The organism is Nonomuraea sp. NPDC004354 (assembly GCF_053602555.1).
On record NZ_JBSGDV010000012.1, the window covers coordinates 56,174 to 81,575 of the forward strand.

The 25,402-nt window shown below is 71.8% G+C and carries 20 protein-coding genes and 1 other RNA gene; 5 read left to right on the forward strand and 16 right to left on the reverse strand.

All coding sequences use genetic code 11. The annotated features are described in order from the left end of the window. Positions 1–17: 17 nt before the first annotated feature. The 3 genes from ACWENQ_RS28670 to ACWENQ_RS28680 all read right to left on the reverse strand — a co-directional run bounded on the left by ACWENQ_RS28670 (position 18) and on the right by ACWENQ_RS28680 (position 3,536). Positions 18–1,037 carry a lipid-transfer protein gene (locus ACWENQ_RS28670; RefSeq protein ID WP_452417014.1) on the reverse strand — a complete coding sequence of 340 codons (1,020 nt, stop codon included), beginning with the start codon at positions 1,035–1,037 and terminating at the stop codon, positions 18–20. Continuing rightward, complete coding sequence (locus ACWENQ_RS28675; RefSeq protein WP_452417186.1) at positions 1,037–1,918, reverse strand: Zn-ribbon domain-containing OB-fold protein; 882 nt, start codon at positions 1,916–1,918, stop codon at positions 1,037–1,039. Before ACWENQ_RS28675 ends, ACWENQ_RS28670 begins: the two co-directional genes overlap by 1 nt. An 88-nt stretch (positions 1,919–2,006) precedes the next feature. Continuing rightward, positions 2,007–3,536 carry an acyl-CoA synthetase gene (locus ACWENQ_RS28680; RefSeq protein WP_452417016.1) on the reverse strand — a complete coding sequence of 510 codons (1,530 nt, stop codon included), beginning with the start codon at positions 3,534–3,536 and terminating at the stop codon, positions 2,007–2,009. Positions 3,537–3,767: 231 nt separating this feature from the next. Between ACWENQ_RS28680 and ACWENQ_RS28685 the strand changes: the two genes are divergently transcribed. Next, entirely contained in the window at positions 3,768–4,577 is an 810-nt protein-coding gene (locus tag ACWENQ_RS28685; RefSeq protein ID WP_452417018.1) for a crotonase/enoyl-CoA hydratase family protein, read from the forward strand. A 198-nt stretch (positions 4,578–4,775) separates the two neighbouring features. Here ACWENQ_RS28685 and ACWENQ_RS28690 read toward each other — a convergent pair whose 3' ends face one another. The 3 genes from ACWENQ_RS28690 to ACWENQ_RS28700 all read right to left on the reverse strand — a co-directional run bounded on the left by ACWENQ_RS28690 (position 4,776) and on the right by ACWENQ_RS28700 (position 9,171). Next, a complete protein-coding gene (locus ACWENQ_RS28690; RefSeq protein ID WP_354911289.1) occupies positions 4,776–5,906 on the reverse strand; it encodes an NAD(P)H-dependent flavin oxidoreductase in 1,131 nt (376 codons plus the stop codon). A gap of 140 nt (positions 5,907–6,046) precedes the next feature. Then, a complete protein-coding gene (locus ACWENQ_RS28695) occupies positions 6,047–8,236 on the reverse strand; it encodes an acyl-CoA dehydrogenase (RefSeq protein ID WP_452417019.1) in 2,190 nt (729 codons plus the stop codon). A gap of 44 nt (positions 8,237–8,280) precedes the next feature. After that, positions 8,281–9,171 carry a hypothetical protein gene (locus ACWENQ_RS28700; protein ID WP_452417020.1) on the reverse strand — a complete coding sequence of 297 codons (891 nt, stop codon included), beginning with the start codon at positions 9,169–9,171 and terminating at the stop codon, positions 8,281–8,283. A 262-nt stretch (positions 9,172–9,433) separates the two neighbouring features. On the opposite strand from ACWENQ_RS28700, the gene ACWENQ_RS28705 reads away from it, so the two are divergent. Further along, positions 9,434–10,495 (forward strand): S1C family serine protease, encoded by a 1,062-nt coding sequence (locus ACWENQ_RS28705; RefSeq protein WP_449920554.1) that lies wholly within the window; start codon positions 9,434–9,436, stop codon positions 10,493–10,495. Positions 10,496–10,556: 61 nt separating this feature from the next. Here ACWENQ_RS28705 and ACWENQ_RS28710 read toward each other — a convergent pair whose 3' ends face one another. The 3 genes from ACWENQ_RS28710 to ACWENQ_RS28720 all read right to left on the reverse strand — a co-directional run bounded on the left by ACWENQ_RS28710 (position 10,557) and on the right by ACWENQ_RS28720 (position 15,605). Continuing rightward, entirely contained in the window at positions 10,557–13,736 is a 3,180-nt protein-coding gene (locus ACWENQ_RS28710) for an AfsR/SARP family transcriptional regulator (RefSeq protein WP_452417022.1), read from the reverse strand. 103 nt (positions 13,737–13,839) lie between these two features. Further along, positions 13,840–14,484 carry a response regulator gene (locus ACWENQ_RS28715; protein WP_452417024.1) on the reverse strand — a complete coding sequence of 215 codons (645 nt, stop codon included), beginning with the start codon at positions 14,482–14,484 and terminating at the stop codon, positions 13,840–13,842. Beyond that, positions 14,481–15,605 (reverse strand): sensor histidine kinase, encoded by a 1,125-nt coding sequence (locus ACWENQ_RS28720; RefSeq protein ID WP_452417026.1) that lies wholly within the window; start codon positions 15,603–15,605, stop codon positions 14,481–14,483. Before ACWENQ_RS28720 ends, ACWENQ_RS28715 begins: the two co-directional genes overlap by 4 nt. A gap of 113 nt (positions 15,606–15,718) precedes the next feature. Between ACWENQ_RS28720 and ACWENQ_RS28725 the strand changes: the two genes are divergently transcribed. Then, positions 15,719–16,789 (forward strand): hypothetical protein, encoded by a 1,071-nt coding sequence (locus ACWENQ_RS28725; protein ID WP_452417028.1) that lies wholly within the window; start codon positions 15,719–15,721, stop codon positions 16,787–16,789. On the opposite strand, the gene ACWENQ_RS28730 is transcribed toward ACWENQ_RS28725, so the two are convergent. From ACWENQ_RS28730 to ftsE, 6 genes are all read right to left on the reverse strand, one after another. Beyond that, entirely contained in the window at positions 16,708–17,232 is a 525-nt protein-coding gene (locus ACWENQ_RS28730) for a DoxX family protein (RefSeq protein ID WP_452417030.1), read from the reverse strand. The two genes, ACWENQ_RS28725 and ACWENQ_RS28730, sit on opposite strands and share 82 nt — an antisense overlap. A 225-nt stretch (positions 17,233–17,457) precedes the next feature. Further along, positions 17,458–17,842, reverse strand: a transfer-messenger RNA (tmRNA) gene (gene ssrA, locus ACWENQ_RS28735). Between the two features lie 283 nt (positions 17,843–18,125). Next, positions 18,126–19,958: a penicillin-binding transpeptidase domain-containing protein gene (locus ACWENQ_RS28740; protein WP_449920541.1), complete on the reverse strand. Its 1,833-nt coding sequence runs from the start codon at positions 19,956–19,958 to the stop codon at positions 18,126–18,128. Positions 19,959–19,996: 38 nt separating this feature from the next. Beyond that, positions 19,997–20,464 (reverse strand): SsrA-binding protein SmpB, encoded by a 468-nt coding sequence (gene smpB, locus ACWENQ_RS28745; protein ID WP_354911263.1) that lies wholly within the window; start codon positions 20,462–20,464, stop codon positions 19,997–19,999. 22 nt (positions 20,465–20,486) lie between these two features. After that, positions 20,487–21,398 (reverse strand): permease-like cell division protein FtsX, encoded by a 912-nt coding sequence (gene ftsX / locus ACWENQ_RS28750; protein ID WP_354911261.1) that lies wholly within the window; start codon positions 21,396–21,398, stop codon positions 20,487–20,489. 19 nt (positions 21,399–21,417) lie between these two features. Then, positions 21,418–22,107, reverse strand: coding sequence for a cell division ATP-binding protein FtsE (ftsE, locus tag ACWENQ_RS28755; RefSeq protein ID WP_354911258.1), 690 nt, complete (start codon positions 22,105–22,107; stop codon positions 21,418–21,420). A 214-nt stretch (positions 22,108–22,321) separates the two neighbouring features. On the opposite strand from ftsE, the gene ACWENQ_RS28760 reads away from it, so the two are divergent. Continuing rightward, on the forward strand, positions 22,322–22,501 hold the full coding sequence (locus tag ACWENQ_RS28760) for a hypothetical protein (protein WP_354911255.1): 180 nt from the start codon (positions 22,322–22,324) through the stop codon (positions 22,499–22,501). 741 nt (positions 22,502–23,242) lie between these two features. Here the strand turns inward: ACWENQ_RS28760 and prfB are convergent. Next, positions 23,243–24,358 (reverse strand): peptide chain release factor 2, encoded by a 1,116-nt coding sequence (gene prfB / locus ACWENQ_RS28765; protein ID WP_354911253.1) that lies wholly within the window; start codon positions 24,356–24,358, stop codon positions 23,243–23,245. A gap of 46 nt (positions 24,359–24,404) precedes the next feature. Between prfB and ACWENQ_RS28770 the strand changes: the two genes are divergently transcribed. After that, a complete protein-coding gene (locus ACWENQ_RS28770) occupies positions 24,405–25,391 on the forward strand; it encodes a hypothetical protein (protein WP_452417032.1) in 987 nt (328 codons plus the stop codon). Positions 25,392–25,402 lie beyond the last annotated feature (11 nt).

The following is a 25,402-nucleotide window of genomic DNA, read 5'->3' on the forward strand; positions in this document are numbered from 1 at the left end:
GCTCCTCGTCCGACTGGTCATCCCGCCTCCATCACGGTCACGAGGTTGTGCTGCAGGCAGGGGCCGCCGGCGGCGTGCCCGACGGCACGGCCCGCGGCGCCGTCCATGATCCGCTGGGCCGCCTCGCCGATCCTGATGAGCCCGGTCGCCATGACCGGGTTGGCCGACAGCGCCCCGCCCGACGGGTTGATCACCGTCGAGGACGGCAGCTCCAGCGCCTCCCGCAGGATGATCTCCTCGTGGCTGAAGGAGGCGTGCAGTTCGGCCACGTCGACGGGTCCCTTGCCGACCCCCGCCGCGCGGGCGGCGTCGGCGGCGGAGGCGGACCTGGCCAGGTCGCGCACGCCCAGGTAGTGGGGTTCGATGCGATGCGCGATGCCCCTGATGTAGGCGGGGCGGGAGCGGATGCGCCCGGCCAGGTCGCCGGCCGCCAGCACCACCGCGGCCGCGCCGTCGGTGATCGGCGCGATGTCCCACTCCTTCAGCGGCTCCACCACGAACTCGCCCTCCTCCAGCGGCAGGTGGAGGGCGTTCGGGTTGTTCAGGCCGTCCGTACGGCTGCGCCTGGCGATCGCGTCGAGCTCGGCGCGGTCGGCGCCGAGCGCGCCGGCCTGCAACGCGGCGAAGGACAGCTGGTCGAGCCCGAGCGGCTCCAGGTAGTAGGGGTCGAGCTGGAGCGTCATGATCGTGCGCAGGTCGCCGAGCGACGACTTGCCGAAGCCGTAGACGAGCGCGCTGTCGACGTCGCCGTGCTGGAGCCGTACCCACGCCTCGTAGAGCGCCCACGCCCCGTCCATCTCGACGTGCGACTCGGAGATCGGCGGCCACGCGCCGAGCGCGTCGAGCGCGGAGACGAACGAGAACGGCGCGCCGGCGAGGTAGTCGCACGAGCCCGAGCAGGTGAACCCGAACGTCGACAGGCCCGACTGCTCCCGCACCGCCCTGATGACGGGCAGGATCAGCTCGGGCTCGGACAGTCCCGTGTCGTGGGCGGTGTGCCGGGTCTGGGCGAAGGCCACGACGGCCACGTCACGCATCACAACTCCACGTCCGGCTCGCCGGTGGGGGCGAACCACTTGATGTTCGACATCGAGAGCGTGCGCTCGTCCTCGGGCACCCAGACGGCCCGCACGCGCATGCCCTGCCGTACCTCGTGCGCGGGGATCCCGCCGACCAGGGCGATCATCGGGATGTCGGCGCCGTCGAGCAGGATGTAGGCCGAGACGAACGGGACCTCGGGGGCGCGCGGGTCGGGCAGGTTGTTGATCGCGAAGGTGGTGATGGTGCCGGTGTCGGGCAGCGTCACCTCCTCGCTGATCGGGTTGCCGCACCCGGGGCACGTCAGGCGGTACGGCACGTAGACCTTGTCGCAGACGGCGCACCTGCCGCCGATGAAGATCCCGTCCCTGACGCCGTGGAGGAACCTGGTGAGGGCCGGGCTCGCGGTCAGCTTGTAGGCCGTCCTGACCGGCGAGACGATCTTCGTGACTTCGGGGGCGAAGTGGGAGATGTCGGTGATGTGGCCGGTGCGGGTGGCGCGCCAGACCGGGCGGACCCTGGTGCCGGGCGGCAGCGCCTTGGGATTGCCCGCGTCGACGGCGTGGACCAGCGCGGTGTCGGCGCCGTCGAGCTTGATCAGGGCCCAGGCGAAGGGACGGTCGAGCGGGTGCCCGTCCAGCGGCCGCCGTACCCATGCCGAGGCGGTGACCGTACCGGCGGGCCCGACCTCGACCCACTCGCCGGTGACGGGATCGCCGGTGGCGGGGTCGTACTCCAGCGGCGGCACCAGCGTCCTGCCCTCGGCGGTGCGCACCCCCACGAGCCTGCCGTCCCTCAGCTCGGTGAGGAAGCGGCCGATGACCGGTCCCGTCGTCCTGGTGTAGCCGCCGGGGAACTCCAGCACATGGTCGGCGGTCAGCGCGCCGGTCTGCCCGTCTGCTGTCGGCCCTTCGGCGGTCGGCCCGTCTGCGGTCGGCGCGCCGGTCGTCGGCACGCCGGCGTCCGACTCAGATGGCACGGTCACGGCCCTCCCAGTACGGCGCGCGGAGCTTGCGTTTGTGCAGCTTGCCGTTCGGCTCGCGCGGCATCTCCTCGATGAAGTCGATCGACTTGGGCCACTTCATCCTGGCCAGGCGGCCCTCCAGCGCCCTGAGGATGTCGGCGGCCAGTTCGGGGCCGGGGGCGACACCGGGGGCGGGCTCGACGACGGCCTTGATCTGCTCGCCCCACTCCTCGTCCGGGATGCCGAACACGGCCACGTCGGCGACCGAGGGATGGATCATGATCTCGTTCTCGATCTCGGCGGGGTAGATGTTCGCCCCGCCCGAGATGATCAGGTCGGCCTTGCGGTCGCACAGGTAGAGGAACCCGTCCTCGTCGAGGTAGCCGATGTCGCCGACGGTGAAGTGGTCCTGGAGCCTGCCGGCGGCGGTCTTGGCCGGGTCGCCCTTGTACTCGAAGGCGACGCCCATCATCTTCATGTAGATGGTGCCGGGCGTTCCGGTCGGGACGGGTTCCCCCGCGTCGTCCACGATGAGCAGCTCGCTGATCGGCCACGCGGTGCCCACGGTGCCCGGGTGCTTCTTCCAGCCGTCGGGCGTGGCGATCGTGCCGCCGCCCTCGGTGGCGGCGTAGTACTCGTAGATGCAGTCGCCCCACCACTCGAACATCGCCCACTTGACCGGGACGGGGCAGGGGGCGGCGGCGTGGATCATCCACCGGAGCGACGACAGGTCGTACTTCGCGCGGGTCTCCTCCGGCAGTGACAGCAGGCGCTTGAAGTGCGTCGGCACCAGGTGGGAGTTGGTGACCCGGTAGCGCTCGCACAGGCGGAGCGTCTCCTCGGCCTCCCATTTGTCCATGTAGACGAGCGTGTGGCCCATGTGCAGGGCCGTGCCGCCGAACTGGGTGACGGCGGTGTGGTAGTTGGGCGAGGTGACCAGGTGGGCGTTGGGCCTGCCGGGCGTGATGCCGAACAGCGTGAGCAGGAACGTCATCAGCTCGGCGCCGTCGTCGGGGTCGAGGCCCGACAGCTTGCGCCTGACGCCTTTGGGCTGGCCGGTGGTGCCCGAGGTGTAGTGCATGGTGGCGCCGGCCGTACGGTCGGGGGGCGCCGTGGTGGGACGGCCCTCCGTCAGCTCCTCGACCCGCCGGAAGCCGGGGATGTCGCCGAAGGCGAACGAGGCGCCCTCGACGAGGGGTTCGGCCTGGTGGAAGCGGGGGTGCACGAAGTAGGCCCTGGCCTCGCTGTCGGCCACGATGTAGGCGATCTCGGGGGCGGCCAGGTGCCAGTTGATCGGCGTGTAGTACCAGCCCGCCTGCAGCGCCGCCAGGTAGAGGACGAGGCCGTCGACACCGTTCGGGACCAGACCGCAGATGCCGTCACCTGGCTGGAGGCCGAGCTCGCGCAGGCCGTGGACGAGCTGGTTGGCCCGGGCGAGCAGATCTCCGGCGCGGTGTTCGGTGCCGTCGGGATCGACCGCGGCGATCCACTCGGGATCAGCCTGTGCCAGCCTCCAGAAACCGAGCGTGCCCATAGGGATCTCCCTCAACACGGCAAACGAGAACCTGTTCTCGTTTGTGACGGCAGACTAACGCGGGCCCGGCAGCCTAGCAAGCGCTTGATTATCGCCGAGCGCCGTCGAGGACGCCACGCCCCCACGATCGGCAACCTCCCGGCGCGACGCAAGACCCGCCCTTCCGCCGGACCGGCATCCCTGAGAGGATCAGCTCTACCAAGCGCTTGGTTTATGACGTGGAGGTCAGCCATGGACGTCCTGCCGATCAGCACCCCCCACTGCCGCGTCGAACGCGACGGCCACGTGGTGATCGTCACCATGAACCGGCCCGAGGCCAAGAACGCCCTGTCCTCCGACATGCTCATCGGCCTGGCCTCCGCCTGGGCCTACGTCTCGGCCGAGCCAGGGGTCCGCGTGGCCGTCCTGACCGGGGCGGACGGCACCTTCTGCGCCGGCGCCGACCTCAAGGCCATGGGCCGGCCGTCCGCCGACCCCGAGGTCCAGGCCAGGGCCGCGGCCATCCCGAACTTCCACTGGAAGGGCCTGCTGCGCGAGGACCTGCCGACCAAGCCGATCGTGTGCGCGGTGGAGGGCTACGCGGTCGCGGGAGGCACCGAACTGCTCGTCGGCACGGACCTGCGGGTGGTCGCCGAGTCGGCGACGCTCGGACTGTTCGAGGCCAAGCGGGCGCTGTTCCCCATGGGCGGCAGCGCGATCAGGCTGCCCCGCCAGATCCCCTACTGCCACGCGATGGACCTGCTGCTCACCGGGCGCTCCGTCACCGCCGCCGATGCCCTGTCCATGGGGCTGGTCAACAGGGTCGTCCCGGACGGCCGGGCGCTGGCGGTGGCGCGCGAGATCGCCGACGACATCGCGGCGTCCGGGCCGCTGGCCGTCCAGGCGATCCTGCGCACCTACCGGGACACCCTCGGGCTGCCGGAGCCGGAGGCGCTCAAGGTCTCCGACGAGTACGGCTGGCCGGTGATCGGCTCGGCGGACGCGAAGGAGGGCGCGCGCGCCTTCAAGGAGAAGCGCCCTGCCGCCTTCGAGGGCCGCTGAGCCACCGTCGCGAGCCACTGCGCCACCGTCGAGCGCCGCTGCGCCACCGTCGAGGGCCGCTGCGCCGCCGCCCCGCGCGCTGAGCACCGCCGCCCCGCGCGCTGAGCACCGCCGCCCCGGCCGCCGAGCCCCGCCGTCCCGGGCTCGCCCGCCCTCCGCCGCGGAACGTCGGCGGCGGGCGGGGCCGGGGGCCGCAGGTCAGGACTCGGTGATGCGGCCGAGGCGCTCCATGGCCTCGATGTACTCCTCGACCATCTCGAACACCACGTCACGCGCGCTCTTGACCTGGTTCATCGCCCCGATGATCTGCCCGGCGGGGAAGGTCGCCAGCTCGGCCGCGTCGGACCTGCCGATGCGTCGCAGGGCGTCCGACACCAGCATGAACTGCAGCGGCATCGGCAGCGTGCCGGGCGAGTCCGCCGCCTCCCAGGCGTCGGTCCACTCGTTCCTGAGCAGCCTGGCGGGCTTGCCGGTCCAGCTGCGCGAGCGAACGGTGTCCCTGGAGGTGGCCGACAGGATGCGCCGCCTGGCCAGCTCGGGCGTGTCCGCCTCCTCGACGGTCAGCCAGATCGACCCCGTCCACACGCCTTCCGCGCCGAGGGCCATGCCGGCCGCCATCTGCCTGCCGCCGCCGATGCCGCCCGCCGCCAGGACCGGCACGTCGGAGCCGTCCGGCCCGGCGCCCCGCAGCGCGTCCACGGCCTGGGGGATCAGCACCATCGTGGAGATCTCGCCGGTGTGCCCGCCGGCCTCCGTGCCCTGCGCGACGACCACGTCCACGCCGACCTCGGCCTGCTTGACGGCGTGGCGGGGAGTGGAGGCGAGCGCGGCCACCTTCACCCCGTGCGCGTGGGCCAGCTCGACGACGTCGGCGGGGGGCGGGCCGAGCGCGTTGGCCAGCAGCGCGATCGGGTGCCGCAAGGCCACCTCGACCTGGGGCCTGGCGGTGGCGTCCGTCCAGCCGAGCAGCACCTTGCCGGGGTCGGCGTCGTCCGACAGCGGGGGTACGCCGTGCTCGGCGAGCAGGTTCTCGACGAACCTCCGGTGGCCCTCGGGGATCATGCCCTGCAGGCGGGAGACCAGCTCCTCGGCCGGGAAGTCGGCGCCCTCGTAGGAGGCCGGCATGACCACGTCGACGCCGTACGGCTTGCCGTCCACGTGGTCGTCGATCCACTTGAGCTCCATCTCGAGCTCTTCCGGGGTGAAGTAGAGGGCGCCCAGGACGCCCATCCCGCCCGCGCGGCTGACCGCGGCGACGACGTCCCGGCAGTGGCTGAAGGCGAAAATCGGTAACTCGATCCCGAACAGGTCGGTGACTCGTGTCCGCATGGCCTGACCATACGATCGGGGCCAGGAAAACTGCAACGCGTTCTACTCTAGAACCTTCGGTCGGTCCCCCGCACCGAGTGGTCTCCGGCACGCGACGGACCGGCTCCCGCCCGCCGGCGGGAGCCGGTCGCGCGAACCGTCTACTTGCCGGGCTCCGGGTCGCGGGGCAGGCCGAGCATGCGCTCGCCGATGATGTTGAGCTGCACCTCCGTGGTGCCGCCGTAGATGGTCATCGCCCTGGTCGCCAACACCGCCCTGTTCCAGTAGCCGGCGTCGCCCAGCTTCATGTCCGCCGCCACGGTGGCCGCCTCGCCCAGCAGGTCCACCGCCGTCTCCGACACGTGCTGCGCGTGCGAGGTCGACAGCAGCTTCCGCACCGAGGCGTCGGCGCCGGGCTCGGCGCCCGCCAGCTGCTTGAGCGTCACCCTGAGCGACAGGGCGTCGATCGAGTGCCCCTCGCACACGACGGCGGCGACGGCCTGCTCCTCGACCGCCGTCAGCGGCCTGCCCAGCCGGGAGACCAGCCCGAGCAGGTCGGGCACCGAGGCGCCGGTCCCGCCGGAGCCCGACGACAGCGACACCCGCTCGTTGGACAGCGTGTTCCTGGCGACCTTCCAGCCCTCGCCGACCCGCCCGACCACCAGCTCGTCGGGCACGAAGACGTCGTCGAGGAACACCTCGTTGAACAGGTTCTCGCCGGTCATCTCGGTCAGCGGCCTGACCGTGACCCCCGGCGACTTCATGTCGACCAGGAAGTAGGTGATGCCCTCGTGCTTGGACCCGGCCGAGGAGGTGCGGGCGATGCAGATGCCCCATTCGGCGACGTGGGCGACGGAGGTCCAGATCTTCTGCCCGGACAGGGCCCAGCCGCCCTCCACCCGCGTGGCCTTCATCTGCAGGGAGGCGAGGTCGGAGCCCGCGCCGGGCTCGGAGAAGAGCTGGCACCAGATCAGCTCGCCGCTGAGCGTCGCGGGCAGGAAGCGCTCCTGCTGCTCGCGCGTGCCGTACGCGACGACGGAGGGCACCACCCACGCGCCGATGATCATGTTGGGTGTCCTGACCTTGGCCGCCTTGAGCTCCTGCTGGACGAGGATCTGCTCAAGCGGGGCCGCGTCACGGCCCCACGGCCTGGGCAGGTGCGGCATCACGAAGCCGGCCGCGGCCAGCGCCCGCCGCTGCTCGACGCCGTCGAGGGCGGCGATCTCGGCGATCTCCGCGGCGATCGAGGAACGCAGGGCCGCCGCCGAGTCCGGCAGCGCGATCTCCATGGGCCGCCGCACGCCGGACAGGGCCAGCGAGGCGACGGTGGCCGCCCACGACGACGAAGAGCCGAGCAGCGCCCTGAGGGTGAGCGCGCGCCGGTAGTAGAGGTGGGCGTCGTGCTCGAAGGTGTAGCCGATGCCGCCGAAGGTCTGGATCGCGTCCTTGGCGCACTGGACGGCCGCGTCAGGCGCCATGACGCCCGCGATGGCCGCCGCGTAGTCGAGCTCCTCGCCGCCGGCCCTGGTCGCGTCCCACACCGTGGCGCGCGCCTGCTCCAGCGCCACGAGCATGCGCGACAGCTTGTGCTTGATGCCCTGGAACTGCCCGATCGGCCGGCCGAACTGCACGCGCACCTTGGCGTAGTCGGCCGCCGCGCGCACGCACCAGGCCGCCAGCCCGGTCGCCTCGGCGCCCAGGATGATCGCCGCCAGGTTCCGCACGCCGTACCGGCCCAGCACCCTGTGGGCCGGTACGGTCACCCCGTCCAGCGTCACCGTGGCCACGGCCCTGGTGATGTCGAGCGACCTGACCCGCTCGACCTCGGCCTGCGCGGCGTCCACGGCGATCCACACGTCGCCGACGGGGAGCACGAGCACGTCGGCCATCGCGCCGCCGAGCACGTGCGTCGCCGTACCCGAGACGACCACGGAGTCGCCGCCCTCCGTGGGAGCGGCCGACAGCAGGCCGTCGCCGGTGAGAGCGGCCGACAGGGCCACGGCGCCGGTCAGCGAGCCGTCGGCGAGCCCCGGCAGCAGTTCGGCGCGCGCCTTCTCGGACGCGGAGGCGGCGATGGCGGCACTGGCCAGCACGGTCGGCACGAACGGGCCCGGCGCCATCCGCTCGGCCAGCGCCTCGACGGCGACGGCCGTCTCCAGCAGGCCGTAGCCGGAGCCCCCGAACTCCTCGGGCAGGTGCAGGCCGAGCAGCCCCTGCTCGGCCAGGCCCGCCCAGAACGGCGGACGCCCGTCTTCCTGGGACCGCACGACCTCGGCGGCCACGTTGCGCTCCGCCCAGCCTGCCACCGACTCGCGGAGCGCCTCGTGCTCCTCGCTCAACCCGATCGCCATGTCAGCCTCCTATGGTTCCCAGAACCATATTCTAGAGGATGCTTCTATGCCGAACGTAGGCCCTTCACCAGAGTGTTGAGATCGCGCCAGTGGCTCTTGCCGCTCTCCGGAATCGTCGCCAGCAGCATCGCGGGCTTCTTCTTGCCCGCCTCGACCACCGCGGCCAGCGCCTGCGACGAGCGCCGCTCGCCGTCGAGGGTGTAGTCGACCCTGAACCCGACGATCCAGCCCTTGCCCTTGGCCAGCTTCTGCGAGCCCGTCCAGGTGACCGTGCCGCCCTCGGGGTGCTGGGTGCGCAGCGACCAGCGGGCCGCCCTGACCGCGAGATCCCGGTAGTCGGCGCTGGTCCTGGGCTTGTCGGCGGCCACGGGCAGCGGCGCCGAAGCCACCATGGTGTGCGGGACCTCCGCCTCACCCACCCGCTGGGCGATCACGAAGGGCGCGAACGACCTGGCCGCCCACGGCTTGCCGAGCTTGGGGTAGCTGATACCGGTCCGCTCGTCGACGACCGTGCCGATCACCTTGCTCGCCTTGCCCGGCAGCGCGGGGAAGGCGAGGCTGTCCGGCGCCGGCGCCGTGACCGCGTCCTGCACCCCCGGCGCCGCGGCGGGTCCGGCGTCCTGCGCCCGCTGCTGTTCGGCGCCGTTCGGCTGGTCGCCGGAGAACAGCGCGAAGATCGCGACCACCGCGAGCACGGTGGCGACCACCGCGGCCAGCAGGTAGACCACCTTGATCGGGATGTCGCCGACGCTGGTCATGAGCCGTCCGACGAACCCCCTGCGCGGCGGTGCCGGCGGCGGCCTGAACGGTCCGGCCGTCGGCGGCATGGGCACGCTGACGGTCTGGTCGGCCGGCGGAAGCTCCACTCGCTGGAAAGGAGTGGTGGGCGCGTCATAGGAGGGCTGATACGGCTCCTGTCCCGGATTGTGAGCCATGTTCCGAGGCTACGTGATCGACACTCTTCCTTGGACAGAATGTCATTCTGTATGGTCGCCCGCATGAGGGGCGCGGCGCGCGGCCGGGCGACGAGCTCACCGCGCGGCTGCTGCGCCACTGCGAGCCGCGCCTGGCGCGGCTCAAGCACCCCCGCGTGATCGAGTATCGCGCAAGCCTGCCGCGCACTCCCACAGGCAAGCTGAGCAGGCGCGACGTCAGGGAGACGTATCTTTCCCGGTGATTCGGGGAAGGTAACCGCGCATGAGGATGATCGTCGTGGGCACCGTAGCGACAGCTGTGCTCATCTCCGGCTGCACGGGCTCCATCTCGCGCTCGACGCCTGCGCAACCGACGTCGCCGCGGCCCAGCGCCGCCCCCACGACGGCCTCCGCCCTGGAGCTGGAGCATGCCTACGAGAAGGTCATCCAGGACGTGCTGCCGTCCATCGTGCAGATCAACACGCGCGCCGGCCTCGGCTCGGGCATCGTCTACGACACCGCGGGGCACATCGTGACCAACGCCCACGTCGTGGGCGAGGCGACCCAGATGGAGGTCACCCCGGCGACCGGCGGGGCCGCGCGCAAGGCCAGACTGGTCTCCTCCTTCCAGGCGGGCGACCTGGCGGTGATCAAAGTGGCCAACCCCCGGGGGCTGACCCCCGCCACGTTCGGCGACTCCGCCAAGGCGCGCGTCGGCCAGATCGTGCTGGCCATGGGCAATCCGCTGGGCTTCTCCGGCAGCGTCACCAACGGCATCGTCTCGGCGGTCGGCCGGACGATCAGCGAGCCGCAGAGCGACTCCGGCGGCACGGTCGCGACGATCGCCAACGCCATCCAGACCTCGGCCGCGATCAACCCCGGCAACAGCGGCGGCGCGCTGGTCGACATGTCCGGGCGGGTGATCGGCATCCCGACGCTGACCGCGACCGACCCCGAGCTGGGCAGCGGCACCGCGCCGGGCATCGGGTTCGCCATCCCCAGCAACACCGCCACCGACATCGCGGCGCAGATCGTGAAGGACGGCAAGGTCAGCAACTCGCGCAAGGCCGCGCTGGGCATCCTCGGCCGGACGGTGATCGGCCGCGGCGGCGCCGAGGCGGGCGTCGGCGTGGTCCGCGTCACCAGGGGCAAGAGCGCGGCCAACGCCGGGATCGAGGAGGGCGACGTGATCCTCTCGATCAACGGGACCGACACCCCGTCGATGGCCGCCCTCTCGGAGGTGCTGGCGACGCTGAAGCCGGGAGATCAGACCAAGGTCGAGGTGCTCAAGCAGGACGGCTCCACCGTCACGGTGAACGTGACGCTGACCGAGCTCACCGCCTGACCGAGCTCACCGCCTGACCGAGCTCACCGCCTGACCGGCAAGACGCCGATCAGCCGAGCCGTCAGAGCAGCCCCGCCACGTCCTCACGCGGCAGCGCCACGCCCCTGGCGTACGCGCGGGCGAAGGCCTGCTCGCCCAGCACCGCGCGCGCCCGGTCCCGCACCCGCGCGACGTCGCTGTCGCCGGGCAGCGCCATGCCGCGCAGCCCCTCGCCCACGCCCAGCAGCAGCGCCGCCCGCTCCTGGTCGCCGCGCAGGCCGGCCAGGCCCGCGAGCCCTTCCACCGCGATCGCCAGCGCGGGCAGGCTCTGCACGCGCAACGCCGCGGCGAAGGACTCCTCGTGTCTGGACGCGGCGAGCTCGACGGCGCCGGTGTCCGCCGCGATCCGGCCGAGCGCGACACCGACGTGCACGGCCGTCAGCGACTCGCCGAAGGACCCGCTCGCCTGCCCGTCCCGCAGCACCTCCTCGTAGCGGCGGCGCGCGTCATCGAGGTCGCCGCGCAGCCTCGACACGTCGGCCAGGCCGCAGGCGGCCCTCGTGGTGCCCTCGAGCGCGCCCACCCCGCGGGCCAGCTCGGCCGCCTGCCGGCAGTCGGCCTCGGCCCTGTCGAGGTCGCCGAGGAGCAGCCATCCCTCGCCGCGCTGGCTCAGCAGGTCGGCGATGTCCTCCTGCGCGCCGAGCTCACCGACCAGGCGCAGCGCCTCCTCGATCAGCTCGGTGAACCGCTCCCGCTGCCCGCGCCACGCGGCCACCCTGACCAGCTCCGACAGGGCCATCGCCATGCCGAGCCGTTCGCCGAGCGAGCGGAAGTAGTCGAGCGCGAGCCCGAACTCCCGCTCGGTCCCCTCCACGTCGCTCTCCATCAGATGGCAGAGGAACCCCCGCCCGACGTGCTTGAGGCCGTTCACCCAGGGGTCGGCGCTGGCCTGCACGCGCTCCATCATCACGCCGAGGAAGCCGTCCTCGACGGAGGGGCCGGCGAAGCTGCCCCAGAAGAACGACAGCTGGGGACGCTCGGCGATCAGGTCCGTCTCCCGCATCAGCCGCTTGGCCGCCTCCAGGTGCTCGCCGGCCGCGGCCGCGCTGGTCACGCAGATGACGTACTCGGCCTCGAGCCCGTCGGGGGGCCGGGTGCCGACGGCGGCCAGCAGGGCGCGGGCGGGACGCACGCCGACGCCCCGGCGTCCGCGCAGCCACCAGTACGTCGACAGGTCCGCGAAGATCCGCAACGCCATGGCCGGGTCGTGCTCGGTGGCCCAGCCCAGCGCCGCCAGCAGGTTGTCGTGCTCGGGGTCGAGCCGGGCCGCCCACTCCAGTTGCTCGGCCCGCAGCAGGTGAGGGGCCGCCTCGCGCAGCAGGCCGAGGAAGTAGGCGGCGTGCGCCCCGCGGCAGCGGGCCTCCTCGCCTGCCTCGTCCAGCCGTTCGGCGCAGAACGCGCGGATCGTCTGCAGCATCCGGTATCGGTCGCCGACCAGCTCGACCAGCGACTTGTCGGCCAGCCCGGTGAGGAGTTCGACGGTGTCCGCCGAGCCGCAGACCCGCTCGGCCGCCTCCAGCCGGGCGCCGTCCGCGAACACCGTCAGCCGCCGGGCCACCTCCCGCTCCCTGTCGTCCAGCAGGCCCCAGCTCCACTCGACCACCGCGCGCAGCGTGCGGTGCCGTGGCTCGGCCGTACGGCTGCCGCGCGACAGCAGCCCCAGCCCGCCCTCCAGCCTGGCCGCAACCTCGGCCACCGACAGCGAGCGCAGGCGGGCGGCGGCCAGCTCGATCGCCAGCGGCAGGCCGTCGAGTGCCGCGCAGATCCGCCACACGTCGGGGCGGTTGCCCTCCCCCACCGCGAACCCGGGGCGCACCGCGGCCGCCCTGTCCTCGAACAGGTGGACGGCGGGCGAGCCGGCGAGCGGGGGGACCGGCCAGACCCGCTCGCCCGTGATGCCGAGCGCCTCCCTGCCGGTGGCCAGGACCCGCAGGTCGGGGCAGGCGGTGAGCAGGCGGTACGCGAGCCCGGCCGCCGCCTCGACGACGTGCTCGCAGTTGTCGAGGACGAGCAGCATCGCCCGCCCCGCCAGCGCGCCGACCAGGCGGTCGGCGGGGTCCGGGACGTCCTGGCCGACGCGCAGCCCCAGCCTGGTGAGCACGGCCTGCGCCACGTCGCCGCCCTCGGGCAGCGCGCCGAACTCGACGAAGCCCACCTCGCCGGGCACCGTGGCCGCGGCCTCGACGGCGAGCCTGGTCTTGCCCGCGCCGCCCGGACCGGTCAGCGTGACCAGCCGGGACCGCTCCAGCAGGCCGCGGACCGCGGTCAGGTCGTCCTCCCTGCCGACGAAGCTGGTCAGCTGCGCGGGCAGCGCGGCGCGCGACCCCCGCTCGGAGGGCGGCGCGGCACGCGGACCCCACACGGGAGGCCCTGCGGCACCGGAATCCCGGGCGAGGGGAGGCGCGGCGCCCTGGCCCCGCTCGGGGGGCGGCGGCGCGGTGGCCTGGCGTGGCGGGGGCGCGCCGCCGCCCGGCGTGTGGAGCTCGCCGCGCAGCGCCGCCAGGTGGATCTCCCGCAACTCCGGGGAGGGATCGACGCCCAGCTCGTCGGCCAGGGTCCGGCGCGCGTCCTCGAAGACGGCCAGCGCCTCGGCCTGCCGTCCCGTGGCGTACAGGGCCCTGATGAGCTGGCCGCGCAGCCGCTCCCTGACCGGGTGGGCGGCCACCAGCTCCTGCAGTTCGGCCACCAGCCCCCGGTGCCGCCCGAGCTCGAGATCGGCCTCCACGCGGTCCTCCGTGGCGCCGAGCCGCGCCTCCTCGAGCCGCGCCACCTGGGCGGGCGCGAACGGCGCCGCGCGCACGTCGGCCAGCGCGGGCCCGCGCCACAGCCGCAGCGCCTGGCCGAGCAGCTCGGACCGCTCGGCGGCCGAGACCGTGGCGCGCGCCTCGCGGACCAGGCGTGCGAAGCGGTGGGCGTCGACCTGCTCGCGGTCCACGGCCAGCAGGTAACCGGCGGGGTGGAACTCGATCGGGGTGTCCAGGGTCCTGCGCAGCCGGGAGATCTGGGACTGCAGCGCGTTGGTCTCTCCGCTCACGGCCTGCTCGCCGTACAGGCCCTCGATGAGCCGCTCGGTGGGCACGATCCTGCCCGCGTCGAGGATCAGCAGCGCCAGCAGGGCGCGCAGGCGGGCGCCGGCGACGGTGATCGCCTCGCCGTCGGCTCGCCGCGCCTCGACGGGCCCGAGGATCCCGAACCTGGTCACTCGGCCTCGTACGGCAGGTCAGGGGCGAACGAGCGGGCACGGCAAGGGGGATGTCCCGCCCCATCGGTCATGAACGCGGCCATAGCCCGACGATGCTATCGAATCACGGTGTGCGCGCCCGGCCCGTGCGCCAGGCCCATGCCGCGATGCCGACCCTGTTCTTCACGTCGAGCTTGCGCTGGATGCTCGCGATGTGGTTCTTGACCGTACCGGGCGACAGGAAGAGCTCCTCGGCGATCTCGGCGTTGGTCCTGGCCTGCGCGACGAGACGGGCGACCTCGATCTCCCTGCCGGTGAGCCCGGCGTCGTCCAGGACCGCGGCCGGCCGCTCGGCCCCGCGCAGCAGGCCCACCGTGAGCTGCGGGCTGATCAGCACGTCGCCGCTCATCGCGGCCCGCACCGCCTCGACGAGCAGTGTGGGCCCCGAGCGTTTGAGCACGAACCCCGCGGCGCCGTGGCGCAGCGCCGCCCGCGCGTACTCCTCCTGCCCGAACGTCGTCACGACCACCACGTGGATGCCGGTCTCCGCCAGCGCCCGCGTGACCTCGATGCCGTCGGCGCGGGGCATCCTGATGTCGGCGAGCACCACGTCGGGGCGGATCGCGAGCGCGGTCTCGACGGCCGTGACGCCGTCGGCCGCCTCGGCCACCACGGTCATGTCGGGCTGCGCGTCGAGGACGAGCCGGAACGCGCTCCTGATGCCTTCCTGGTCGTCGGCGATGAGGATCCGGGTGGGCACGCCGTTCATCGTGCCAGAGGCAGGCGTGCCACCAGCGACCACCCTCCGGGTACGGCGGCGGCCCGCAGCGTCCCGCCCATCGCCTCGACCCGCTCGGACAGCGACGGCAGCCCGAACCCGCCACCCCCGGCCCGCTCCTGCCCGCCGGCGGCCGTCCTGCCCGGACCCGCGTCCGGCTCCCCGCCGCGTCCCGCCGCGTCCCGAGCCGCGTCGCGGTCACCGCCGCGTCCCGCGTCCGGAGGCGCAGGCCGGTCCGCGGCTCCGTCGTCGGCCACGATCACCACGAGCGTCCCGCCTTCCACCCGGACGGCGACGTCCACCCTGGTGGCCTCGGGGGCGTGCCGCCGGACGTTGGTCAGGGCCTCGACGACGATCCGGTAGGCCAGCCCTGCCACCTCCTCCGGCACCTCCATGTCGGGGACGGCCAGCTCCACGCGGGTGGGCCCGGCCGCGGTGAACCTGCCCGCCAGGTCGGCGAGCCCGGCCAGGCCCGGACTGTCGTGCAGTTCCAGCACCGTGCGGTCCAGCGTCGCCATCGCCCGCAGCCCCGCCCGCTCCACCCGCTGGAGCGCCGCCAGCGCCTGGGCGGGCTCGACGGCCCCGACCACCTGCCCCGCCTGTGCCTGCGCCACCATCTCGCTGACGTCGTGGGCGACGAAGTCGTGCAGGTCCCTGGCCAGGCGCAGCCGCTGCCCGGCCCGCTCCTCCTCGACGGCCCGCACCCGCCGGGTGTCGAGCGAGCGCAGGTAGATCCCCACGCCTGCGGCACCGCACACGCCGATTCCCCAGAACGCGCACATGCCCAGGCCCTCCAGCGGGGAGACGGGCACCAGGTAGCGCAGCAGCCACGTGGCGGCCGCCAGACCCGCCGCCACGCCGGACGGCACGGCCTGCCGTACGGGGGCCCACCGGGCGATCAGGCCGACCAGCGCGGTCAGCACGAGGCTCTCGACCAGCCCCATCAGGTCCTCGCCGCGGCGCGGGCCGGTGATCGCGTACCAGCAGGTGACCGCCAGGGAGAGCCCCGCGGCGACGGAGGCCGCCACCGGCAGGTGCGCACGCCTGCCGCCGGGGACCGTCCACACCAGCGCCGCCACCGCCGCGATCAGCGGCACCACCCAGAATTCCACGGCAGCAACCATACGGAGGATGTGCCGTTCGGCACCCCGCACGCCCTCGCGGACCGCACGACCTGCCGAACGGCACATGGTCCCGCACCGGGTGGCGGCCCGAGGGTGGAGGCATGACAAGGATCATCTCCAAGGCGGGCCACGCGGCGGCCGCCTGGTCCGCCGGTTACGCGGTGCTCGGGGTGGCCTGGGCGCTGGACGCGACCGGCTTTCCCTGGGGCGCGAGCGACCCCGATCCCGACGGCGCGCTCTCCCTCCTGGCCGGGCTGACCCCCGACCCGGGCGGCTGGTGGATCGCCGCCTTCGCGCTGCTGTGCGCGGCCACGTCGGTGGCGCTCGTCCGGGGGCGCGGCGGGATCCCGCTGGTGGTGGCGTGGCCGCTGGCGGCCTTCCTCGTCCTGGTGGTCCCGGACTCCCGGCTCATGATGGGCGTCGCCTACACGCCGCTGCTGAGCGTGGCCGTCTTCCTCGACGGCCCGTGGGGCCAGGTCGGCCTCGCCGACGCCTGGCCGTGGCCGGTGCTCAACCAGCTGCTGTGCGCCCTCGGCGGGGCCCTGCTCGCCGCGGCGGCCGTGGCCGCCCAGCGCCGCCGCCGCGACGCGTGCGTGGCCTGCGGCCGCACCGATCAGGCCGGCGGCTGGACCGGTCCCGCCGCGGCCGCCCGATGGGGGCGGACGGCCGTCGCCGTCGCCGTGGCCGTCCCGCTGATCTACAGCGCCACCCGGTGGGCGTGGGCGCTGGGCATCCCGGTGGGCGTCAGCGAGAGCTTCCTGGTGGAGGGTGAGAAGGACGCGCCCGGCATCTGGCTGGCCGGTGCCTACCTGGCGACCTTCGGCGCTCTCGGCGCGGTGCTCACGCTGGGCCTGGTGCAGCGCTGGGGTGAGGTCTTCCCGCGCTGGATGATCGGTCTGCGGGGCAGGCGGGTGCCGCCGCTTCTGGCCATCGTCCCCGCCACCCTCGTCGCGGCCATCGTGATCATGGCGGGGCTGACCTACATCAGGCGCGCGCTCGCGGGCGCCTTCGCCATGGACATGTGGGGCGCGTGGCTGCCGGAGTGCTTCTGGCCGGTCTGGGGAGCGGCCCTCGCCGCCGCCGCCCTCGCCTACGGCCTGCGCAGGAGGGGCCGCTGCGCCCACTGCGGGCGCGGTGCCGTGGCCGCGGCCCGCAGCACGATCGTGATGTAGAGGACCTGCTCGGGGATCCGCTGCCACAGCGGCGTGGCGGCCTTGCCGCCGAAGGGGATTCCGGTGACGGCGGCGTAGATGTTGGCCGGCAGCAGCAGCACGAACAGCAGCGCCAGCGCGATCCCCGCGGCCCACCGGGTCGAGGGGATCACCAGCCCGAGCGCGCCGAGCAGTTCCAGCACGCCGGTCACGTAGACCATCAGGCTGGGGAAGGGCACGAACGGCGGCACGATCCCCACCATGTCCGCGTGGTTGGGCATGACGGTGACGCCCTCGGGGACGAAGTGCGCGCTGGCGGCCACCACCAGCATCACGGCCATGCCGTGCGCGGCGGACGCGGCCCAGGTGTGGAAGCGGCTGACGCCGAGGGCGCCCAGCAGGCGGAAGACAAGCGTGCTCGCGGCGAGAACGATCAGGACGATCACGATGAGCTCCTCTCTCATTGGATAGTGATGCTATCCAATGAGAGTCGACGGGGCAACACACCTGGCGCCTGGAACGGAAACGGCCCGGTCCCCTCATCGGCAACCGGGCCGGCGGGGCTCTGCCCTCACGCGGGACCCAGGGGCGGAAACGCGAAACGGCGGTGTCCACATGGACACCGCCGTCGCTCAGCAGCGCGTCACTCGCCACGACTCTCCGAGAGCCGTGGCCGCGTGACGCCAGATCGGTGGAGGTGGCGGGAATCGAACCCGCGTCCTTCAACCCCAAGGCAGGGCTTCTCCGGGCGCAGCCTGCTTAACGTTTTCTCAGCCCCGGCGCTCACGCAGGCGCGTCGCCGACAGGCTCAGCCACTGTTTGGTTTCCCGCTCTCCCCCGTGGCCGGGTCGAGCGGTTGAGCCTTCTCACGATGCCAGATCCCGAGCCGAAGGCATGCCCGGGCTGACAGAGGTTTCGCTACTTAGGCAGCGAGAGCCAGGGAACCCTGGCTGACCTCAGTGCGCTTAGAGTTGGCACTTGTTGGTTGCGGTCACAGGATTAACGAGGTTATGTCCGCAGTCCTCGGCCCGCTTCTCCTGACTTGCAAGGTCAAAGTCGAAACCGATCACCCCCCTGTTCAGTTGTCAACACGGCCGCGAACGGCCGCGCAACATGAAGATACATGTGACAACACGGCGAACGCCAACCCAATTCCCGGGCGAACCCCCGGAGGCGCGCACAATGCGAGACACCCCCGGGGGTGACCGGCAGGGTAGCGCCGGTCCGGACGGCAGGACTTCCCCCGAGATGAAGTCCTTCTCATCGCGACGACCAGGTCCGCAACCCCCCGATCAGGCCTGGTCACTCAGGAAGACGCAGCCGGGCCCCCCAATGGTTGCTCTGCGTGACTAAGTCTTTACGCAGGGTCGCGCATCGCCGAGAAGAAGCGGCCCGCGTAGGCGGCCGGGTCGGCGTTCTCGGCCAGGACGGCCACGGCGACATCGCCCTGCCATCCCACGAACCACGCCTGCTTCTCGTCCTTGCCGGTGACGGGGGCGGTGATGCCCGCGACCGGCTCGCCGCCGGTGGCCGCGGCGGTCGCCGTACCCGAGGTGACCCCGGCCCGCATCATCGCCTGCAGCGCCGGCAGCGTCTTCGGGTCGATCGCCACGCTGGGCGGCGGCGTGGCGGGCAGCACCTCGGCGGCCGGGTCGGGCGTGGCCGGCTTGACCACCAGCAGCGGCGGATGCCAGGTGCCCTTCGCGACGGCCCCCGCGACCAGCGCCATCGCCAGCGGGCTCACCTCGACGTTCTGCCCCGCGATGGCCTTCGCCTTGTCGGCGTCGGAGTCGAGCTTGGCCATCTTGCCGCTGAACGACTTCAGCGGCAGCTTCCACGGCTTGCCGATGCCGAAGTCGGACGCGGCCTTGGCCAGGTCGGCCTCGGTGACCCGGCGCGCGAGCGAGGCGAGCGCGGTGACGCAGCTCCTGGCGAAGCTCGACTGGAAGTTCTGCGTGGTGGCGGCCGCCAGCCCCGCCTGCTCGAACCTGGCCCCGCCGACCGTGCGCTCGGCGGGACAGGCGAGCCGCTGGCTCGGCTTGACGCCCTTCTTCAGCAGCGCCTGCGCCGCGATGATCGAGAAGGCCGTGCCCGCCGGATACTTGCCGGCCAGCGCGTCCTTCTCCTCGTTGAGGTTGGAGGAGGCGCTCACCGCCAGCACCTCGCCGGTGGAGGCCTTGACCGCGACCAGGGCCGCCGACCTGGTGCCGGCCAGCGCCGTCTCGGCCGCCCCCTGGACCGAGCTGTCGATCGTGGTCTCGACCGGGGCGTTCGGCCGGCCCGGCCACTTCTTCAGCTCGGCGACCTGCTCGCCCGTCTTGAGATCGAGCGTGATCACCGACGTCTGCGTGGAGCCGGTCAGGTGGTCCTGGTAGGCCTTCTGCAGCCCGGTCAGGCCGACCGAGTCACCCGCCCGCTGGGGGCCGCCCAGCTTCTGCTCGGTCTCGGCGGTCAGCGCGCTCACGATGCCGACGACCTGCTCGGGCGGCGCCGGCGCGACCGGCATCTCCTGCTCGTCGATGGTCACGCCGGGGATGGCCTCCAGCTTCGACTGGAGCTGGAGGTACTTCACCCGGCCGAAGTGCACCAGCGGCACGAAGTCGCTCGGCGGCGCCGACCTGATCCGGCTCAGCAGCCGGTCCTGGGCGAAGCCGGTGAGCTTGGCGAGCTGCTCGCCGACCTTCTCCGCGTTGTCACCCAGCGTGGCGGGCGTCACCCCCGCGACGTACAGCGTCGCGTTCTTCTGCAGCGGGTCGCCGGTGCGGTCGAGCACCGAACGGCGCGACTCCGGCTCCGGCTTGACCGCGAACCGCTGCCCCTCGTGCAGCTGCGGATGGATGACACTGGGCGACCAGCGCACCTTCCACACACCGTCGACCAGGTGCAGCGGCAGCCGGCTGGTGTACTCCCACAGCGAGTTGTTCTCGCCCAGGTCGACCTCGGCGGTGAAGTCGGCCGTGGACTCCTCGCCGTTCTGGGTCAAGTTCTTGATCTTGAACCGGAAGGAGGCCGCGTCGAGGTGGACGCGGGTGTCCTCCAGCGCCTTGGCGACCACCTTGGGGTCACCGTCGGTACGGCCGGCCGCCAGCGCGTAGTCGCCCGACTGCCAGCCGACGAGGAAGTCACGCACGGCCTCGTGCGCCGAGGGCTCCTCGAAGCACCCGGTCAGCGTCGTGCTCGCGACCGCCATCGTGACAGCCGCGGCCAGGACTCTGCGAACCTGAGGTCTCATCGGTTGCGCTGGCGGATCGCCCGGGCCATCTCCCGCTTGTCCTGCTGTTCCTTCAAGGTCTGGCGCTTGTCCCAGTCCTTCTTGCCGCGCGCGAGCCCGATCTCGATCTTGGCTCTGCCGTCCTTGAAGTACAGCGACAGCGGCACGATCGTCAGCCCGCCCTCCTTGACCTTGGCGGCGAGCTTGTCGATCTCCTTGCGGTTGAGCAGCAGCTTGCGCTTACGGCGGGCCGCGTGGTTGGTCCACGTCCCCTGGGAGTACTCGGGGATGTGGACGTTGAGCAGCCACGCCTCGCCGTCGTCGATGGAGGCGTAGCCGTCGATGAGCGACGCCTTGCCCGCGCGCAGCGACTTGACCTCGGTGCCCTGCAGCACCAGACCCGCCTCGAAGGTGTCCTCGACGTGGTAGTCGTGGCGGGCACGCTTGTTCTGGGCGATGAGCTTGCGCCCGGTCTCACGTGGCATGCTTCGACCTTACCCGGGTTCGTCAGACCCTCAGGTAACGGCGAAGCGTTACGAAGGACGCGAGCACACAGATCACCACGCCGATGATCATCGTGAGCGTGATGACCCACGCCACGTCGTTCCAGCCGAGCTGGCTGTTGGCGGCGAACGCCGAGGTCGTCCCCTCGAACAGGAAGACCTTCGCCACGATCAGCATGACGGCCGCCACCACGCCGCCGACCAGGCCCGCAATCATGCCTTCCATCACGAACGGCAGCTGGATGTAGATGTTGGAGGCGCCGACCAGCCGCATGATGCCCGTCTCCCTGCGCCGGTTGAACGCCGAGAGCCGCACCGTGTTGCCGATCAGCAGGATCGCCGCGAGCACCAGGATCAGCGCCACCGCCAGCGCGGCGTAGCGGAGCTTCTCGAGCATCCCGAAGAAGCTCTCGAGCTGGGCCCGCTGGTCGACGACCGTCGAGATGCCCTTCATCCCCTGCGCGGCGGCGATCACCGGCTGGTACTTCTCGGGATCCTTCAGCTTGACCCGCAGCGACTCGGGCATGTCGTTGACGTCGACGACCTGCGCCAGGATCGACGAGGCCGACTGGGTCCGCTTGAAGTTGTCGAAGGCCATCTTCTGGGTCTCGTAGGTGACCTCCTGCACGTCGGGCAGCGCCTTCAGTTGCTGCTGCAACTGCTCACGCTCGGCCGCGCTGACACCCTTCGGCGACGCCTTGCAGTTGGGGAAGGGAGAGTCCTTCTTGCACAGGTAGACCGAGATCTCGACCTTGTCGAACCAGTAGTCCTTCATCAGGGAGACCTGCGCGCTGATCATCAACCCGACGCCTAGCAGCGCCATGGCGACAGCCACGGTGACGATCACCGCGATTGTCATGGTCAGGTTGCGACGGAGGCCGATCCAGACCTCGGAGAGGATGAAGTTCGCCCGCATGTTCTGCCTATAACTCCTGTCAGTACGCCTGGCCGTAGACGCCACGCGACTGGTCGCGGACGATCTTGCCGTCCTCCAGCTCCACGACCCGCTTCCGCATGGAGTCGACGATGGCGGCGTCGTGCGTCGCCATGACGACAGTAGTGCCGGTCCTGTTGATCCGGTCGAGCACCTTCATGATGCCGATGCTCGTGGCGGGGTCGATGTTGCCCGTCGGCTCGTCGGCGAGCAGGATCATGGGCCGGTTGACGAACGCGCGAGCCATCGCGACCCGCTGCTGCTCGCCACCGGACAGCTCGTCGGGCATGCGGTGTGCCTTGCCCTCCAGACCGACCAGCTCGATCACCTCGGGCACCACCTTGCGGATGAACCGCCTCGGCTTGCCGATGACCTCGAGCGCGAACGCCACATTCTCGTAGACGTTCTTGTTCGGGAGCAGCCGGAAGTCCTGAAAGACGCAGCCGATACGGCGGCGCAGGTGCGGCACCTTGAAGTTGGACAGCCTCGCGAGATCCTTCCCGGCGACATGGATGGCGCCGGAGTTGGGCTTCTCCTCCTTGAGGATCAGCCGCAGGAAGGTGGACTTCCCGGATCCCGAGGGACCGACGAGGAACACGAACTCGCCCTTGTCCACGTCTACAGACACGTGGTCGAGAGCGGGCCTGTTCTGGTTCGCGTAGACCTTGGTCACATTTTCGAAATGGATCACGAGCGCATCACGACGTGCCAGTCTAGGGGTCGGGACGGAAGCGAGGGTGGCACATACCCACTTCCTGCCGCCCGCCAGCGGGGACGCCCGTCTTTACTGATGATCGACGTTCCGCTTGGCTGCAGGACAGTCTAGGGGGAAGACTGGCATGGAACGTCCATAACGGAAACAAAACGATTTCGTTGCCTGAGAACCGTCTACAGTGGATGGTGACATGAGTTGCGAACACCTCGTCTGCGCCCAGTGCGCGCACCCCGTCATCGAGGGACGCTGCGCGCTGTGCCGCGCCAATCGTGAGCGCATGCACCAGCACGGGATCTCTCCGATGCTGATCCTCATCGCCCTGCTGACCCTGTTGTTCCTCGCGCTCGCGCTCCAGCACGTGGTCGGCTGACCCTCCGGTACGGCAGGCCGCCCCGGGCGCGCGGCATCGCCCGACGCATGCGCGGACGCGCCACGCTTCAGCACGGCACCTTCGCCATGCTTCCGCCCGGCACCTTCGGCACGCTTACGCACAACCCCTTCGGCACGCTTACGCACGACCCCTTCGCCACGCTTACGCACGACCCCTTCGCCACGCTTACGCACGACCCCTTCGCCACGCTTACGCACGACCCCTTCGCCACGCTTCGCACGACCCCTTCGGCACGCCTGAGACGGCTCTACCGGGCCTCACCGCGACCGTGCCGGCACCGCGCGGCCTGCGAGCCGCCGCGCCCGTACGCCACCGCCACGCACCCGCCACCCATGCACTCGCGCCCGCACGGCCCCGAGGCGGCTGGGCGGGACGAAGGCAGGCGCCGCACCACTCGCCCGCGCGTCCCCGTCCGAGCGAGTCACGCGCCGTGAGTTCGGCCCACGAGGCGACGAATGTGAGGCGACACGCGTGGGGATCGACGCGCGTGAGGACCGACGCGCGTGAGGACCGACGCGCGTGAGCAGACACCCGTATCGACGCACGTGAAGTGACGCGCGTAAGGATCGACGCGCGTGAGGATCGACGCCTGTTGAGGGGCGCCGTGACGGTGGGAGGGGGCGCCGCTCGAGGAGCGTCCCTTGGACGGGCGCCCGCCGGTGACCACGGGGGCGCCCTCCCGTGCGTGCCGTGAAGACGCAGCCACGGGAACGCGGGCGGCTAGGCTTCCGCGGTCTCCTGGCGGCGCATCCAGCGGATCTCGCTCTCGATGAAGTCGTCGAGGTCGCCGTCGAGCACCGCCGACGGGTTGCCCGCCTCGTGACCCGTGCGCAGGTCCTTCACGATCTGGTACGGGTGCAGCACGTAGTTGCGGATCTGGGTGCCCCACGACGTCGTCGAGGCGCCGCGCAGCTCCGACATCTTCTCCGCCTCCTCCTGCCGCTTGCGCTCGAGCAGCTTGGCCTGCAGCACGTTCATCGCCGAGGCGCGGTTCTGCAGCTGGGAGCGCTCGTTCTGGCAGGAGACCACGATCCCCGTCGGGATGTGGGTGATGCGCACCGCGGAGTCGGTGGTGTTGACGCCCTGGCCGCCGGGACCGCTGGAGCGGTAGACGTCGACGCGCAGGTCGTCCTCGTTGATCTCGATGTGGTCGGTCTGCTCGACGACGGGCACGATGTCGACGCCGGCGAACGAGGTCTGGCGGCGGCCCTGGTTGTCGAAGGGGCTGATGCGGACCAGGCGGTGGGTGCCGTGCTCGCCGCGCAGCGTGCCGTAGGCGTAGGGCGACTTGACGGTGAACGTCGCCGACTTGATGCCCGCCTCCTCGGCGTAGGAGGTGTCGTAGACCTCCGTGGCGTAGCCCTTGCGCTCGGCCCAGCGCAGGTACATGCGCAGCAGCATCTCCGCCCAGTCGGCCGCGTCGACGCCGCCCGCCTGCGAGTTGATGGTCACGAGCGCCTCACGCGCGTCGTACTCGCCCGACAGCAGCGTGCGGACCTCCATCGCGCCGATGTCGGAGCGCAGCGCGGCCAGCTCCTTGTCGGCCTCGGCCCTGGTGTCGGCGTCGTCCTCCTCGGCGGCCAGCTCGAACAGGACGCTCAGGTCGTCGATCCTGCGGCCGAGCGCCTCGACGCGGTTGAGCTCGCCCTGCAGGTGGGACAGCTTGCTGGTGACCTTCTGCGCCTGCTCAGGGTCGTCCCACAGATCGGGCGCGGCGACCTGCTGCTCCAGCTCCTCGATCTGCTTGCGCATGGAGTCGAGGTCGAGAACGTCCTGAATGCTCCGCAGCGTGCCCGCGAGCGCGTTGATCTCTTCTGCCGGATCGATGTCTGCCACGTCTACCAAGGGTACGCGACCTGTGCGCACCCCATAACATGGCCAGGTGCGTGCATACGGGTGGCGGGGATGGCCGGCTCTCGCCGTCGGCCTGCTGGCCGCGGTGACGGGCTGTTCCGGCTCTGCCGCTCCCGAGCCCTCGCCGGTGGCGGCCACCTCGTCCGTCAGCGCCGTTCCCACCACCGCTCCCGGCGTGTCGCTGAGCGAGGCGGCCAACGCCTTCAACGAGTACGTCCTCACCGACAGCCTGCTGCGCGCCGCCGGCGACAGGCGTCTGGCCAGGGAGATCACCCGCGACGGCCGCACCGATCTGGTCAACGCCGAGTACGCCTCCACCCGCGACAGTCCGGTCCGCTACACCTGGGGCACGCCGTCCTTCCTCGTGCCCCGGCTGCGTCCCGACGAGCCGTTGTGGTTCACCGCCGTCGTCCCGCGCGGTGACCAGACCGCCGTACTCACCTTCGCCAAGGGCACCGACTGGCGGCTGAGCTCGCTGTCGCTGCTGTTCCCCGGGCAGAAGCTGCCCGAGGTCAAGCGCGACGCGGCCGGCTACGCCGAGGTCGTCGGTCTCGACGACCAGAGCGTCCAGATCAGCCCGCGATACGTCGCCCCGCTCCACGCCACCATCGCCGAACGCGGCCCGGCGGGCATCGCGGCCAACCTCGTCGCGCCCGGCCCCTACACGACCGAGACCGCGACGGCGATCGCCGACAACCGGAGGACCGCCAAGACCGACGGGTTCCGCTACGACTCGATCTTCAGCGCGGCCGAGTACCCCGTCTACGCGCTGCGGACCGCCGACGGCGGCGCGCTGGTCCAGTACTCCCTGCTGCGCACGACGTCGATGAACAACATGCTGTTCGTCAGCCCGTACCTGCCCGTCCCGCCTTCGGGACGGTGGGCGCTGACCGGCTCCTACCGGCAGACCCTGAAGATCTACGAGACGCAGCAGTACGTCGCCGTGGTGCCGCGCGCCGCCGCGGCCACGGTGGTGGGCTACGACGGCGCGATCACGCGGGCCACCGGCAGCTGACCTCGTCCGCT

Bases quoted from the DNA above. Each gene is read 5' to 3' on its own strand.
- ACWENQ_RS28695 (WP_452417019.1), bottom strand. From the start codon at position 8,236: ATGGCGATCGGGTTGAGCGAGGAGCACGAGGCGCTCCGCGAGTCGGTG.
- ACWENQ_RS28685 (WP_452417018.1), top strand. From the start codon at position 3,768: ATGGACGTCCTGCCGATCAGCACCCCCCACTGCCGCGTCGAACGCGAC.
- ACWENQ_RS28690 (WP_354911289.1), bottom strand. From the start codon at position 5,906: ATGCGGACACGAGTCACCGACCTGTTCGGGATCGAGTTACCGATTTTC.
- ACWENQ_RS28705 (WP_449920554.1), top strand. From the start codon at position 9,434: ATGAGGATGATCGTCGTGGGCACCGTAGCGACAGCTGTGCTCATCTCC.
- ftsX (WP_354911261.1), bottom strand. From the start codon at position 21,398: ATGCGGGCGAACTTCATCCTCTCCGAGGTCTGGATCGGCCTCCGTCGC.
- ACWENQ_RS28760 (WP_354911255.1), top strand. From the start codon at position 22,322: ATGAGTTGCGAACACCTCGTCTGCGCCCAGTGCGCGCACCCCGTCATC.
- ACWENQ_RS28670 (WP_452417014.1), bottom strand. From the start codon at position 1,037: ATGCGTGACGTGGCCGTCGTGGCCTTCGCCCAGACCCGGCACACCGCC.
- ACWENQ_RS28730 (WP_452417030.1), bottom strand. From the start codon at position 17,232: ATGAGAGAGGAGCTCATCGTGATCGTCCTGATCGTTCTCGCCGCGAGC.
- ACWENQ_RS28700 (WP_452417020.1), bottom strand. From the start codon at position 9,171: ATGGCTCACAATCCGGGACAGGAGCCGTATCAGCCCTCCTATGACGCG.
- smpB (WP_354911263.1), bottom strand. From the start codon at position 20,464: ATGCCACGTGAGACCGGGCGCAAGCTCATCGCCCAGAACAAGCGTGCC.
- ACWENQ_RS28725 (WP_452417028.1), top strand. From the start codon at position 15,719: ATGACAAGGATCATCTCCAAGGCGGGCCACGCGGCGGCCGCCTGGTCC.
- ACWENQ_RS28740 (WP_449920541.1), bottom strand. From the start codon at position 19,958: ATGGCGGTCGCGAGCACGACGCTGACCGGGTGCTTCGAGGAGCCCTCG.
- ACWENQ_RS28680 (WP_452417016.1), bottom strand. From the start codon at position 3,536: ATGGGCACGCTCGGTTTCTGGAGGCTGGCACAGGCTGATCCCGAGTGG.
- ACWENQ_RS28715 (WP_452417024.1), bottom strand. From the start codon at position 14,484: ATGAACGGCGTGCCCACCCGGATCCTCATCGCCGACGACCAGGAAGGC.